General features: G+C 68.4%; 15 protein-coding genes. 9 read left to right on the top strand and 6 right to left on the bottom strand.

What is annotated here, in order from left to right; all coding sequences use genetic code 11:
* The first annotated feature begins 55 nt into the window (after positions 1 to 55).
* The 6 genes from SAMIE_RS10105 (at position 56) to xth (ending at position 6041) form a co-directional block, all read left to right on the top strand.
* Complete coding sequence (locus tag SAMIE_RS10105; protein ID WP_066701405.1) at positions 56 to 2758, top strand: bifunctional [glutamine synthetase] adenylyltransferase/[glutamine synthetase]-adenylyl-L-tyrosine phosphorylase; 2703 nt, start codon at positions 56 to 58, stop codon at positions 2756 to 2758.
* Positions 2742 to 3206 (top strand): peroxiredoxin, encoded by a 465-nt coding sequence (locus tag SAMIE_RS10100; protein ID WP_066701406.1) that lies wholly within the window; start codon positions 2742 to 2744, stop codon positions 3204 to 3206. Before SAMIE_RS10105 ends, SAMIE_RS10100 begins: the two co-directional genes overlap by 17 nt.
* Positions 3203 to 4012, top strand: coding sequence for a ferritin-like domain-containing protein (locus tag SAMIE_RS10095; protein ID WP_066701407.1), 810 nt, complete (start codon positions 3203 to 3205; stop codon positions 4010 to 4012). Before SAMIE_RS10100 ends, SAMIE_RS10095 begins: the two co-directional genes overlap by 4 nt.
* Positions 4013 to 4121: 109 nt before the next feature.
* A complete protein-coding gene (locus SAMIE_RS10090) occupies positions 4122 to 4850 on the top strand; it encodes a M23 family metallopeptidase (RefSeq protein ID WP_174522240.1) in 729 nt (242 codons plus the stop codon).
* Between the two features lie 79 nt (positions 4851 to 4929).
* Positions 4930 to 5256: a HesB/IscA family protein gene (locus SAMIE_RS10085; protein WP_066701408.1), complete on the top strand. Its 327-nt coding sequence runs from the start codon at positions 4930 to 4932 to the stop codon at positions 5254 to 5256.
* 11 nt (positions 5257 to 5267) lie between these two features.
* Positions 5268 to 6041, top strand: coding sequence for an exodeoxyribonuclease III (gene xth / locus SAMIE_RS10080; protein ID WP_066701444.1), 774 nt, complete (start codon positions 5268 to 5270; stop codon positions 6039 to 6041).
* Positions 6042 to 6044: 3 nt separating this feature from the next.
* On the opposite strand, the gene SAMIE_RS10075 is transcribed toward xth, so the two are convergent.
* Genes SAMIE_RS10075 through SAMIE_RS10065 form a run of 3 tightly spaced genes read right to left on the bottom strand, consistent with a single transcriptional unit; the run spans position 6045 to position 7695 of the window.
* Positions 6045 to 6692, bottom strand: a complete 648-nt coding sequence (locus SAMIE_RS10075) for a heme exporter protein CcmB (RefSeq protein WP_066701409.1) — start codon at positions 6690 to 6692, stop codon at positions 6045 to 6047.
* A complete protein-coding gene (gene ccmA / locus SAMIE_RS10070) occupies positions 6689 to 7291 on the bottom strand; it encodes a heme ABC exporter ATP-binding protein CcmA (RefSeq protein ID WP_066701410.1) in 603 nt (200 codons plus the stop codon). The genes SAMIE_RS10075 and ccmA overlap by 4 nt, the downstream gene beginning before the upstream one ends.
* A complete protein-coding gene (locus SAMIE_RS10065) occupies positions 7288 to 7695 on the bottom strand; it encodes a metallopeptidase family protein (RefSeq protein WP_066701446.1) in 408 nt (135 codons plus the stop codon). Before SAMIE_RS10065 ends, ccmA begins: the two co-directional genes overlap by 4 nt.
* A gap of 42 nt (positions 7696 to 7737) precedes the next feature.
* On the opposite strand from SAMIE_RS10065, the gene SAMIE_RS10060 reads away from it, so the two are divergent.
* Complete coding sequence (locus SAMIE_RS10060; RefSeq protein ID WP_066701412.1) at positions 7738 to 8025, top strand: 4a-hydroxytetrahydrobiopterin dehydratase; 288 nt, start codon at positions 7738 to 7740, stop codon at positions 8023 to 8025.
* 4 nt (positions 8026 to 8029) lie between these two features.
* Here the strand turns inward: SAMIE_RS10060 and SAMIE_RS10055 are convergent, their stop codons facing one another.
* The 3 genes from SAMIE_RS10055 to SAMIE_RS10045 form a co-directional block, all read right to left on the bottom strand.
* On the bottom strand, positions 8030 to 8527 hold the full coding sequence (locus SAMIE_RS10055; protein WP_332004583.1) for a hypothetical protein: 498 nt from the start codon (positions 8525 to 8527) through the stop codon (positions 8030 to 8032).
* Entirely contained in the window at positions 8524 to 10857 is a 2334-nt protein-coding gene (locus tag SAMIE_RS10050; protein ID WP_066701414.1) for a patatin-like protein, read from the bottom strand. Before SAMIE_RS10050 ends, SAMIE_RS10055 begins: the two co-directional genes overlap by 4 nt.
* 119 nt (positions 10858 to 10976) lie before the next feature.
* Positions 10977 to 11675, bottom strand: a complete 699-nt coding sequence (locus tag SAMIE_RS10045) for an endonuclease/exonuclease/phosphatase family protein (RefSeq protein ID WP_066701415.1) — start codon at positions 11673 to 11675, stop codon at positions 10977 to 10979.
* An 88-nt stretch (positions 11676 to 11763) separates the two neighbouring features.
* Here SAMIE_RS10045 and radA point away from each other — a divergent pair, with 88 nt between their 5' ends.
* Both radA and SAMIE_RS10035 read left to right on the top strand, forming a co-directional pair.
* Positions 11764 to 13131: a DNA repair protein RadA gene (radA, locus tag SAMIE_RS10040; RefSeq protein WP_066701450.1), complete on the top strand. Its 1368-nt coding sequence runs from the start codon at positions 11764 to 11766 to the stop codon at positions 13129 to 13131.
* Positions 13132 to 13143: 12 nt separating this feature from the next.
* Entirely contained in the window at positions 13144 to 13662 is a 519-nt protein-coding gene (locus tag SAMIE_RS10035; RefSeq protein ID WP_066701417.1) for a CvpA family protein, read from the top strand.
* Positions 13663 to 13845: the final 183 nt, after the last annotated feature.

Below are 13845 nucleotides of genomic sequence, written 5' to 3'. Positions count from 1 at the left end.
GGCATTGGTGCGGGCAATAGCGCCGAACCGGAGACGAAAAGGCGGGAGAGTCAATGTGACCCAATGGGCACCGACGGAGGAGAGGATCAGGGCGCATTCGCCCTTTCTGGCGCGGGCGCTGGACCGCTTTCCTTCTGTGACCGGGGCGCTTCGGGACGGCGATTTCGAAGGGGCGCTCGGCGCGGCTCGGGACGTGGCAGCGCCCGACGATCCGGTCGCTCGCTCGCTGCGGCGGCGGCGCGGCGCGCTGGCGCTGGCGGTGGCGGGCGCGGACCTTGCGGGTGCGTGGGACGTGGACCGGGTGACACGCACCCTGTCCGATTTCGCCGACGAAGCGCTGGAGGAAGCGCTCGCCACGGCGATGCGCGAACGCTATCCCGACGCCGAGCATAAGGGGTTCGTCGTGCTGGCGCTCGGCAAGCATGGCAGCCGCGAACTCAACTATTCGTCCGACATCGACCCGATACTGCTCTACGATCCGCGCACTCTGCCCCATGGGGAGCGGGAGGATGTGGCGGACGCCGCCGTGCGCATCGGCCGCCGCATGAGCGAACTGCTCACCGCGCGCGACGGCGACGGCTATGTCTTCCGCGTCGACCTGCGCCTGCGGCCCTCGCCCGAAGCCACGCCCATCGCGCTGCCGGTGGAAGCGGCCATCGGCTATTATGAATCGACCGCGCTCGGCTGGGAGCAGGCGGCCTTCATCCGCGCGCGCCCTGCGGCGGGGGACAGAGAACTGGGCGAATATTTCCTGCGCCAGATCCGCCCCTTCGTCTGGCGGCGCAATCTCGACTTCGGAGCCATCGACGCCATCGTCGACATCAGCCGCCGCATCCGCGACCATTATGCGCAGGGGCAGGCATTCGGGCCGGGCTATGATCTGAAACGCGGGCGCGGCGGCATCCGCGAGGTCGAATTTTTCGCGCAGGTGCACCAGTTGATCCACGGCGGACGCGATCCTTCGCTCCGGTCGGGCAACACGCGCGAGGCTTTGCGCGCGCTCGCGGCGGCGGGCGTGGTTGAAGCGGACGCCGCCACGCGGCTCGATGACGCCTATGTCCTTTTCCGCACCGTCGAACACCGGCTCCAGATGGTCGAGGACCGGCAGACGCACGAGTTGCCCAGATCGCCCGAAGCGCTCGACAATGTCGCGCGGCTGCACGGGGCGGAGGACGGCGCGACGCTGATCGGGCTGCTGCGCCCCCATGTCGAATGGGTCGGCCGCAACTACGACCGCCTGACGCCGGAGAAGGAGGATGCGTCCCTCTCCCGCGACGAGGACCGGCTGAAGGCGCAGCTCACCGACATGGGGTTTGCCGATGCCGACACGCCGCTCGCCCGCATCGCGCGCTGGCGTGGGGGCACGATCCGCGCCCTGCGCAGTGCGCCCTCGCGCGATGCGCTGGAGGCGCTGCTGCCCGGCCTGATGCGCGCGCTCGCGACCGCGCCCGATCCCTCGCGCGCGCTCAACCGGCTCGACGACATGATTGGCCGCCTGCCGAGCGCGATCAATTTCTTCAAGCTCCTCGCCGCGCGCCCCGCGCTCGTCGCGCTGCTGGCGGAGATATTGAGCCACGCGCCCACGCTCGCCGACGCGCTCGGGCGGCGGGCGGAGCTGCTCGACGGCCTGATCGACGCATCCGCCTTCGACCCCGCACCGCCTGTCGATCAACTCGCGGCGCAGTTCGCCGCGCTGGAGCCGGGCGAGGATTATCAGGCGCTGCTCGACCGCGTGCGCCAGCGCGTCAACGACCGCCGCTTCGCCATCGGCGCGCAGATCGTCCGGGGCGGCGATCCGCTGGAGGGGGGCAGGGGCTATGGCCGTGTCGCGCAGGCCGCGATCGCGGCGCTGGGCCGCGCCACCGTCGCCGAGTTCGAGGCTGCTCATGGCAAGGTGCCGGGCGGCGAACTGCTGATCCTGGCGCTCGGCCGCATGGGCGGCGGCGTCCTGACCCATGCCTCCGACCTCGATCTCGTCTATCTCTTCACCGGCGATTTCGCGACCGAAAGCGACGGCCCAAAGCCCTTGGGCGCGACGCAATATTTCAACCGCCTCGCCCAGCGTGTCACCAACGCCCTCTCGGTGCAGACGGCCTCGGGCCGCCTCTACGAAGTCGACACCCGCCTGCGCCCCTCGGGCGCGCAGGGGCTGCTCGCGGTCAGCCTCGACAGCTTCGCCCGCTATCAGCGGGAGGAGGCATGGACGTGGGAGCATCTGGCGCTCACCCGAGCGCGGCCGGTGTTCGGATCGCCCGAGGCGTGCGCCGCGCTCGATGCCGTGCTCGACGAAACGCTCCAGCGCCCGCGCGATCTCGACAGCCTGACGCGCGAAGCGGTCAAGATGCGCGGCGACATCGCCCGCCACAAACCGCCCGCCAGCGATCTCGATGTGAAGCTGGTGCCCGGCGGCCTCGTCGATCTCGAATTTCTCATCCACGTGACTCAGTTCCGTCATCGCATGGCGTTCGACCCCGACCTGTCGGTGGCGCTGGCCGAACTGGTCGCGGCGGGGCACCTGCCCCCCGGCCTGATCGCCGCGCACGACCTCATCACCCGCTTCCTCATCGTTTCCCGCCTCGTCTCGCCCGCCTCGACCGAGCCGCCCGAAGCGACCCGCCCGCTCGTGGCGCGGGCGTGCGGGGCTGACTCTTGGGACAGGCTGCTTGAAAGCTACGCGGAGGCGCGGCAATGCGTGTCGACAAGCTGGGGCGCGCTCGCCGCCCCCTATCAGGAGCCTGAAGATGCTGGACAAGGGTGACGCCATACCCCCCGTGACGCTGAAGGATGCGGAAGGCGTGGACTTCACGCTCGACGCCTATCGCGGCAAGCCGCTGGTCGTCTATTTCTATCCCAAGGCCGATACGCCCGGCTGCACCAGCGAGGCGAAGGATTTTACCGCGCTGGCCGACGCCTATGCCGCCGCCGGCGTCCCCGTCATCGGCGTGTCGAAGGACAAGCCGGGCAAGCTCAAGAAATTCACGGAGAAATACGGCCTCTCCGTCATCCTCGCGTCGGACGAGGAAAGCGGCGCGGCCTGCGAGGCGTTCGGCACATGGGCCGAAAAATCGCTCTATGGCCGGAAATATATGGGGATCGAGCGCGCGACCTTCCTTTTCGACGCGGGCGGCCATGTCGCGCGCGTCTGGCCCAAGGTGAAGGTGAAGGGCCACGCGCAGGAGGTGCTGGAGGCCGTGCGGGCGCTTTGACCCTTCCGCCCTCCATCGCCAGCGTCGGCGCGGCCTGCGCCCATGTGCTGCTGACCCCCGATCCTGCGGCCAAGCTGATGGCGGCGCGGGCGGTCGCGCGCGCATGGCGCCTCGGGCGGCTCGCGCACCGCTTCGACGCCGCGATGCCCGACCGGCCCGCACGCCCCGCCGCGCCCGAACTGCTGCCCGCCAACCGGATGCCCAAACGCGGCAGGATCGGCTCCGACCGCGCGCGCATCGCGATGCTCCACGCGCTCGCCCATATCGAATGTGTCGCCATCGACCTGGCGTTCGATCTCATAGGCCGGTTCGGGGGAGAATTTCCGTCCGCCTTCACCGACGAATGGATGCGCGTCGGCGCGGACGAAGCGATGCACTTCGCCCTGCTCGACCGGAGGCTGCGGCAGATGGGCAGCCATTACGGTGCGTTGCCCGCGCATGACGGATTGTGGGAAGCGGCGGAGGAGACGGCGCATGACGCGCTCGCCCGGCTCGCCGTCGTGCCCATGGTGCTGGAAGCCCGCGCGCTCGACATCACGCCCGCCACGGTCGAGCGGTTCGAGCATGTGGGGGACAGCGCATCGGCGCGGATACTCCGGCGCATCATGATCGACGAGATTCGGCATGTGTCGGCGGGGACGAACTGGTTCGGCTGGGCGACGAACGGACTGGGGCTGAACGCCGCCAATCATTACCAAATCCTTGTGAAACGGCATTTTCGTGGGACTCTGAAGCCGCCATTCAACGACTCGGCGCGTCGACAGGCCGGTTTAACCGAAGATTTTTACGTTCCGCTTGCAAGCTGAGCCGGGATTTGCAGTCTGCGCTCAGCGGGGGCGATCCAGGTCGCCAAAAGATTTGAAACAAGCCAAGCGCCGAGTGGCAACAGCCTCCGGTGACATAGTCGGGGTCTGCATGTCGGTTCTTCATTCGGGTAATGCGCGCGGGGCGATTTGGTTCCGGTCCGCAAATATGGTTATCAAGGCTTTCACCGGCATGGCGGTTTTCGGAACGCTCTGTGCGATGGCCCCGGCCCACGCGGCCGAAAGCGACGATCCCTATGGCGACGCGACCGAAATCAACATGAGCCCGCTCGGGCCGTCCGACGTCGGCTTCTCCAATCTCTTCGCCAGCCTTCAGCGGATGGACGGCAACGCCAAAACCGCCGCCTACATCCCCTCGGGCCGCCCGGTCGAAAAGCTTTCGCTGACCTCCAACTTCGGCGTCCGCTCCGATCCCTTCAACGGCGGCGCGCGGATGCACAAGGGCATCGACATTCCGGGTCCGATCGGCACTCCTATCCACGCCACCGCCGACGGCATCGTCAGCCGCTCGGGCTGGGCCAGCGGCTACGGCAACCTCGTCCAGATCTCGCACGGCAGCGGCATGGAAACGCGCTACGGCCACATGTCCAAGCTGCTCGTCGCTGAAAACAGCTATGTGAAGCGCGGCCAGATCATCGGCCTCATGGGGTCGACCGGCCGTTCCACCGGCAGCCACCTCCATTATGAAGTCCGCGTCGACGGCGCGGCGATCAATCCGCTGCCTTTCGTCGCCGGTCCCGACTATCTGGTGGCGATGAACACCAAGCCGCCCGTCGCGATGGGCGGCCCCACCAAGGCGGATGAAAAGGCGGTCGACTGACCCCACTCCGTCCAAGAGTTTCGCAAAGGCCCGGCAGCAACGCTTGCCGGGCCTTTTGCTTGCTCCTATCTGAAGCATCATGGCTGACATCGACCTTACCCCATCCGCCGCTGCCCGCGTCTCGGCGATTGCCGCCAAACAGGGCAAGCCAGCGATCCTGCGCCTGTCGGTGGAAGGGGGCGGCTGCTCCGGCTTCCAGTATCGCTTCGGTCTGGCCGAAGCCGTGGAGCCGGAGGATCTGTCGGTCGAACGCGACGGCGTGACGCTGGTCGTGGACGATGTCAGCATCGACCTGGTGCGCGGATCGGCGGTCGATTTCGTCTCCGATCTGGGCGGGCAGGCGTTCAAGGTCACGAACCCCAACGCGACCGCCGGATGCGGTTGCGGCACCAGCTTCTCGGTGTGACGCCGCTTCCCATGCGCATCGCCACCTTCAACATCAACGGGATCAAGGCCCGCCTGCCGCGCCTGATCGAATGGCTCGACGAAACGCGGCCCGACATCGCCTGCCTTCAGGAAATCAAGACCAGCGACGAAACCTTCCCGGTCAAGGACATAGAAGCGGCCGGTTACGGCGCGATCTGGCACGGGCAGAAGGGATTCAACGGCGTCGCCATCCTCGCGCGCGGCGAAACCCCGGTCGAGGTCCGGCGCGGGCTGGAGGGCGAGGCGGAGGACGAGCATAGCCGCTATCTCGAAGCCGATGTGAAGGGCGTGCGCGTCGCCTCCATCTACCTGCCCAACGGCAATCCGCAGCCCGGCCCCAAATTCGACTACAAGCTGCGCTGGATGAAGCGGCTGCGCGCCCGCGCCGCCGAAATCTGGGCGGAGGAAGTGCCCGCCGTGCTGGCGGGCGATTATAATGTGATCCCGCGCGATGTGGACACCTATTCGGTGAAGGCCATGGCCGACGACGCGCTGATGCAGCCTGAAAGCCGCGCCGCCTATCGCCGTATGCTGGGGGACGGGTGGACCGATGCGCTGCTATCGCGCCATCCTGGCGGTGGCGTTTGGACCTTCTGGGACTATCAGATGAACGCATGGCCGCGCGACGCTGGCTTTCGCATCGACCATCTGCTGCTCAGCCCCGCCGCTGCCGACCGCATGATCGACGCGCAGGTGGACAGGGATTTCCGCGGCCGGGAAAAGGCCAGCGACCACGCGCCGGTCTGGGTGGAACTCGCCGCCTGATGCCTATTCCCGCCCGGCGCGGATCGCCGCGCCCCCGGCAAGGGGCGTGATCGCCACCAGCAGCAGCGACGCCGCGCCCAGAAACTTGATCGCCGCCCCGCTGCCGTCGCCCAGCGATCCCGCGCCGAAGATCAGCAGCGGCACCGCGAGCGGCAGCGCCAGCAGCCCCGCCAGCGCCCCGCTCGACCGCAGCCCCGCCGTCAGCGTCGCGACCAGCAGCCCCAGCGCCGCCAGCGCAGGCGTGCCTAGCAGCAGGCCCGCCTCCAGCTTGAGGATCGTTCCCGCGTCGAGCTTCAGCAGCGCGGCGGCAGGCAGGCTCGCCAGCATCAGCGGCGGCCCGAACCCCAGCCAGTGTGCGATCAGCCGCGCCGTCACCAGCATCTCCTCCCCGATGCCGCGCAGCGCGATCTGGTCGAGCACGCCCGCTTCCATGTCCGGCGCGATCAGCCGGTCGACCGGCAGCAGGCAGGCGAGCAGCGCTGCGATCCAGATCATGCCGCCGCCGGTCCGCGCCAGCACGGCCGCGTCCGGTCCCACAGCGAAGGGATAAAGGCTGGCGACCAGCAGCAGGAACGCGACGGGCAGCCACAGCCCCGCCGACGCCCACGCCTGCCGCAGGTCGCGCGCGATCAGGAGCCGCAGCGCCCTCATGCGGCCACCTCGGGCCGATAGTCACCCAGCGCCATCGTCGTGCAGGCGGGCAGGGGAAGCGGCTGGTGCGATGCCGCGAGCACGATCCCGCCGCGCGCCAGATGCGCTCCGACCGCATCGCCCAGCAGCGCCAGCGACGCATCGTCCAGCCCGTTGCCCGGTTCGTCCAGCAGCCAGATCGGCGCGCCGCTCGCGATCACCCGCGCCAGCATCGCGCGCTTGCGCTGCCCGGTGGACAGCATCCGCACCGGCACCTGCGCCAGCGGTCCCAGCGCCACGGAATCCATCGCCGCCCCGACCGCTCCGGGCACGGCTCCGTCCAGCCCGGCCCAGAAGCCCAGCGCCCGCTCCAGCGGCGCGTCCTGATCCAGCGCCAGCCGCTCGTCGCTCAGCGCGATCCGCCCTTCGCGTTCCACCGATCCCGCATAGGGGCGCAGCAACCCCGCGCACAGCCGCAGGAGGCTCGATTTGCCCACGCCATTGGGTCCGGTCAGCAGCGCTGCGCCACCCGGCGCCAGGTCCAGCGAAACGCCACGGAACAGCAGGCGCTCGCCGCGCAGGCAGGCGACATCGCAAAGCCGCAGGGACGCGCCGCTCATGGCGCGACCATGTCCTCCAGCACATGCATGTCGAGATCGGACAGGCCGAAATGATGGCCGATCTCATGCACTACGACATGCGTGATGAGCGCATCGAGCGGCACGCCCGTTTCCACCCATTCGTCGAGCAGGGGGCGGCGGTAGAGATGCACGGTCGGCGGCGCGTCCCCCGTCTGCGCGTCCTGTCCGACCGGGCGGCCGGTATAGAGGCCGGTCAGGCCGAACGGATCGTCGATCTCCATCTCCCTGAGCACGTCTTCATCCGCGAATTCCTCGACGAAGAGGACGACATGGGCGAGATGCTCGCTGAAGGGCGGGGGCAGGCGGGACAGCGCCTCCAGCGCCAGCGTCTCGATCTGTTGCGCGGTGGGCGCGAAGAGGGGCGGTTGACCGTCGGATGCCATCGCTGCCACATAAGCCAAAGCACACAGCCGGGATAGGGTCGAATGATCGGGAAGTTGAGCGATGAAGCGCGCGCGCTGGCGTTGGCGGACCTGCCGCAATGGACGGCGGTGGCGGAGCCGGACGGCATTTCGCGCCGCTTCACCTTCGTCGATTTCGCCGCCGCCTTCGGCTTCATGACGCGCGTGGCGATCATGGCGGAAAAGGCGGACCATCATCCCGAATGGTCGAACGTCTATAATCGGGTGGACATCCTGCTCACCACCCATGACGCGGGCGGCCTGTCGCAGCGGGACGTGGACATGGCGAAGGCGATCGACGCCATCGCCTGATGCGTCAATAGCTCGCGGGCGCCTCGATCCGGTCCTCATATCCCTTGAGCGCGGCGATCACCGCAGGATCGGCGGCGTAGCGGCGGCGCAGCATGGCGAGCCTTGCATCGGTGCCGGTGCACAGCTCGGTCACATTCTCGTCGATATAGGCGCGCCGTTCCGCGTCATGGGGCTGCTCTCCCCGGAAATGGTCGCATCCGTCGCGGTCCACCATGAAAGCGGTGACTTCTCGGGGAAAAGGCTCCACCGCGCCATCGTCGGGCGATGGCGGCAGGTCCAGCGGATTGCGCGGCGCGGGCTGCGCGCGCACCGTGACCTTCGGACCGGGGCGGGGAAGGGCGACGGGTTCGGGCGGCGGGGGCGGTGTCTCGGGCGCGGCTTCCGCCACGGCAACGGGCTTGGGCGGCGTGCTGTTGGTCTCCGCCACGGGATCGGACGTGTCGCGGCAGCCGGCCGTGGCCAGCATCAGCATCACCGGAACCAGCATCCAACGCCCGCTCACCCGATTTCCTTTCGCAAGCTGGCGATGAGGTCGGCCACATGGGACAGCCGCGACTCTTCCTCTTCCAGGATCGCCAGAAACGCGGCCCGCCTATAGTCGGCCAGCCGCTCGGGGGAAAGACGGCTTGCCACGGGTGTTGCACTATTCACGATGTCCAGAAGCCGCTCGACGCCATGGAGCCGACCCCAGAGATAGTCGTTTTCCCGATAAGCCCTGCTAAAGAAGGCACCGAAATTATTGAATTCTATGCCTTTCAAAGTGACGTCTGCGCTGCCCGCCCGGATGGCGGAGCAATCCTCCGGCGAAATCCGGTCGACCTTCACCGGATCATATTCATCCAGAGTGTCACCCTGAAGCAACGGTAGTGTCGCGATGTCGGTGAAGGGAAAGCCGAGATAGGCGAGCAGCATCGTGCGGCGGCCGCCCTTGGGCAGGGCGGCAAAGGCTTCGGCCAGCATTTCGTCCGCCGCATCGTCCCGCGCCTTGAGGCCGCGCGCGTCCGCCACCGCGTCCAGCGCCGCGCCCGCATCGGTGGGCACCGCCTTGGCCGCCGCCACGACCGCCTCGCCATGAAAATCCGCATCCTCGCATTCGGCATAGAGCGCCAGCGCGCCATAAATGGCGTCGTGCATCGCCTGCACCGTCGGATCGTCGCTCTCCGCCTCCAGCTCCAGCGTCTCGGCCAACCGCCGCGCGACATAACGCAGGCGGCGGATGCGGAAGGCGAGGTCATGGGCGCGGAAGAAATCCACCGGCCCGCTCGCCGATCCGTTCGCTTCGCCGAGTTGATCCGCGCCCCGCGCCCGGACCTCGCTCCACACCGCCTGCCGGTATGCCTCCCGCATCATCGCGCTTTCCTCGCCCGACAGGCGGAAAAGAAGGTCGCTGAGCGATTCGACGATGCCCGACAGTTTCAGATGCCCATAGGCCGGGAACGCGAAGCCCGCCGCGCCCGCCGCCCGCTGCTGCGCTCTGGCCCGCCAGCCGGACAGGCGCGCGGGCGTCGGCCGGTCGAGAAACAGCATCCGCCCGACCGCACCCTCGACCTCCGCCTCGATGCCGGGCCGCAGCGCGTCGAGGATGCGCCGCATTCGCCGAATCCGAGCCGAATGCCGGTCGATCGCTTCCAGATTGTCGCGGATCGGCTGTTCGCGCGGGATGTCGCTGAGCGCGCCGAAGATGGTGCGGAAAAATCCGGGCAGCGGCGCGTCGTCGCCGCGCGGCGCATCCTCCTGCTCGCCCTCGCGATTGAGGCGGATCGAACGATGACCGGGCTTGGGGTCGATATAGACGAAGCGCCGGTCCACTTCCCGCCGCGACGGCCGGTTACGCAGCGCGCCGATGGCCTGCGCGAACGGGGCGTTGGCCAGCACCGATCCGTCGATCAGCACGGCGTCCTCCGCTGTCCCTCGCGCCGCATGGCGGGGCAGGGCGCGCGCCAGAAAAGCGTCGCGCGTCGGCCAGCTCCGGTGGCGGCGCTTCAGCACCCGGTCCATTTCCCGCACGGTGAAGGGGGGGAAAGCGCCGGGAAAGCTCGCCGTCGCGCGGGCGGCGAACGACAGTTCGACAGGGTCGGCAAAGGCCCGCGCATCGCGCCCCCGCGCCCGAAAGCCGATGGACAGGCGATGTTCAGTTTCAATGACTTGCGGCGGACTGTTGAGATTGAGACTTTGCGGATGCCCCTCAAAATCCGTGACCGTGACAAACAGGTCGAGCGGATGGCCTTCGGGCAGCAGCGCCGGCCCGCGCTCGCTCGCCTCCATGGCGTCGAACGCGTCGATCAGCATCCCGGTGAACACGTCGCCCCCGAAAGGCGGCTCGAACCAGCGCGAGCGGATGAAGCGCGACAGCTTCATGCGCACCTCCTCGCGCGTGTCGGGCGCGACCGTCCGCTCCACCGCATCGCCCGGCCGCCGCGCCGCCATCCAGACGAGCGGCGTCGCCCAGAATTTCGTGAGCGCCCGCGCGGGCCGCGCATCGGGATCGAGCAGCCGGTCGACATCCGCATTGTCGAGCCACAGGTCCGTCAGCGGCTCCAGCGACTGCCCGGTCTCTATCGCCTGCGCGAGGAAGATGCCGTTGATCCCGCCCGCGCTCGCACCGGCGATGATATCCGGCATGACGCGAAGCCGGATGCCGCTTTCCGCCTCGATCGCTTCCAGCACCTGCCGGTAGACCGCTTCGCTGCCGTCGCTGGCAGGAACATGGTCGTGAAAGGCCCGGCTCGCCCGCGCCAGCCGCCACACTTCCTTGGTGATGCCATGCATGTAGACGGCAAGGCTGATCCCGCCATAGCAGACCAGCGCCAGCCGTAATTCCCTCTCCTTCATGGAAGCAGCGTCGCAGAGGGCGGGGCGGGATGCAACCCGTTCGCTTCGAGCGAAGTCGAGAAGCCTCAGGCGCTGCGCCAACCGTTTCCCGACACGCTCGAAACGAACGGAGACTGACGTCAGCGAACAATAAAATCCGCCCAGATCGGCAGATGGTCCGACGCCTTGCGCGCCGCCGCGCTTTCATGGACGCCGCAGCCTTTGAGCGTCATCCGCCCGCAATGCATGATCCGGTCGAGCCGCGCCACCGGGCGGCGCGCATGAAAGCTGCGCCCGCACGGCGCGAAGCTGTAATGGCGTGCGAAGTCGGCGAGGCAGCCGCGATCCGCGCTCCATTCGTTGAGGTCGCCCATCAGCACCGTGGGCATCGCCTCGCGCTGGCCCGCCGCATGGATCACGGCGGCGGCCTGCTTGCGCCGCCATAGGCCGGAGAGGTCGAGATGCATGCCGAAAACGCGCAGCGTCGCGCCCTTGAGCGCGACTTCGGCCATCGTCGCGCCGCGCGGCTCCAGATAGGGGAGGTGCAGCACATCGTGCGCGCCGATCTCCGCCTCCTTGCGCACCAGCAGTGCGTTGCCGTGCCACCCCATCGAATCGACCTGAACATTGAGCGGCACGGGCTTGTAGTTGCTGGCTTTCTCCAGAAGCTGCGGCGGAATGGCGGCGGACCGCACACCGAACCGCCGGTCCGCTTCCTGAAGGGCGATCACGTCGGCATCGACCTCGTTCAGCACCTCGATCACCCGCTCGGGCACCCGCCGCCTGTCCGTTCCGATGGCCTTGCGGATATTGTAGCTCGCGACGCGGATCATGGTCATGCCCGATCAATGCGTCAGCCGCCCCGATGTTTCCAGAGCCTCCTGCTATGTTCTTGCAATGTTCGCGCCGGAGCGGCATAGCGAAGCCATGGCCAAGGCAAAGCGCAAGTTCGTCTGTCAGCAATGCGGCACCGTCACGGGCCGGTGGCAGGGGCAGTGCGAGGATTGCGGCGAATGGAACAGCATCGTGGAGGAAGCGGCCGAAACCGTCTTTTCCGCGCGCCATGACCTGCAGGGCGGCGGCCGCGCCATTACGCTCGTGGGCCTCGACAGCCGGGTCGAACTGCCGCCGCGCACCTCGACCGGCATCGCCGAATTTGATCGCGCGCTGGGCGGCGGCATCGTCAGCGGTTCGGCGACGCTGATCGGCGGCGATCCCGGCATCGGCAAATCGACCCTGCTCCTTCAGGCGGCGGCACGGATCGCCGCGCGCGGCCTGTCGGTCGCCTATATCAGCGGGGAGGAAGCCGCCGATCAGGTCCGCCTACGCGCCCAGCGCCTCGGCCTCGGCAACGCGCCCGTTCAACTGGCCAGCGCCACGTCCGTGCGCGACATTCTCACGACATTGGGCGACGGCCCGCCGCCCGCGCTGCTGGTGATCGATTCGATCCAGACCATGCACAGCGACCTGATCGAAGGCGCGCCGGGCACGGTCAGCCAGGTCCGCGCCAGTGCGCAGGAACTCATCAAATTCGCCAAGCAGCGCGGCACCGCGCTCATCCTCGTCGGCCATGTGACGAAGGACGGCAGCATCGCCGGGCCGCGCGTGCTCGAACATATGGTCGATACCGTGCTGGCTTTCGAGGGGGAGCGCAGCCATCAATATCGCATCCTGCGCGCCATCAAGAACCGCTTCGGCGGCACCGACGAGATCGGCGTCTTCGCCATGGTGGCGGAGGGTCTGGAGGAAGTCACCAATCCCTCCGCCCTGTTCCTCACCCACCGCGACGAAACGGTGACGGGCGCGACCGTTTTCCCGGCGCTGGAGGGAACGCGGCCCGTTCTGGTGGAGATACAGGCGCTGGTCGTGCGCCTGTCGAGCGGCGCGACGCCCCGGCGCGCCGTCGTCGGCTGGGACAGCGGGCGGCTCGCGATGATCCTCGCCGTGCTGGAGGCGCGCTGCGGCCTCAGCTTCTCGACGGCGGAAGTCTATCTGAACGTCGCAGGCGGATATCGCCTGAGCGATCCCGCCGCCGACCTTGCGGTCGCCGCCGCGCTCATCTCCGCCCTGTCGGAACGGCCCGTCGCCGCCGATGTCGTCCTCTTCGGCGAAATCGCGCTGTCGAGCGAGATCCGCCCTGTCGCCCATGCGCCGCTGCGCCTGCGCGAAGCGGCCAAACTCGGCTTCAACCGGGCCTATATCCCCGCTTCGGCGGCGGACGGGGTCAAGGGCATAGCGGTCAGCGGCTTCAAGACCCTGAGCCAGCTTGTTGACCAGATGCTCGGGCGCGGATAGCCAGCAAGGCGCATGAACGCCATCGACATCCTCGTCCTCGTCGCCATCGGCGGTTGCGCCGTGCTCGGCCTCATGCGCGGTTTCGTGCTCGAAACGCTTTCGCTCATCGCGTGGGTGCTCGCGATCTTCGCGATTCGCCTGTTCCATTCGCCCGTCGCCGAACTGCTCAGCGCCTTCGTCGGCACGCCCGGCGGCGCGGCGGTGCTGGCGCTGGTGCTCGTCTTCGGCGTCACCTTCGGCATCGGCAAGCTCATTGCGCGCGCCATCGGCCGCCGCACGCGCCAGTCGGTGCTCGGCCCGGTCGACCGCGTGCTCGGCGCGGGGTTCGGCGCGGTCAAGGGGCTGATCGGCGCGACGCTCGTCTTCCTCGCCTTCAGCCTCGTCTACGACACTTTCTACGGCAGCGCGGCGCGCCGCCCCGACTGGCTCAGCGACGCGCGCACCTATCCGCTGCTCAACGCCAGCGGGCAGGCGATCAGCGAATTTCTCGCCGAACAGCGCGCGAAAAAGCCTGCGCCCGGCGATAGCTGACGCGTCACTGTCGCGGCCATGGCGCGTCGGCGTCGCTTCGCCGTCGCGTCACAGGCGCGTGGGCGGCGCGTCACCGGCGCGTCACGTTGCTCTCGTCCACGGAAAATGGCGGATTTGCGTCGCCGACCCCTCGACAACGGTGTGAACTTCGGCGTGTCGCTTCGGCGTGCCCGTCCGGCCGCT

The organism is Sphingobium amiense, from assembly GCF_003967075.1.
Lineage (GTDB): Bacteria > Pseudomonadota > Alphaproteobacteria > Sphingomonadales > Sphingomonadaceae > Sphingobium > Sphingobium amiense.
This window is presented reverse-complemented; position numbering and strand designations above follow the sequence as displayed.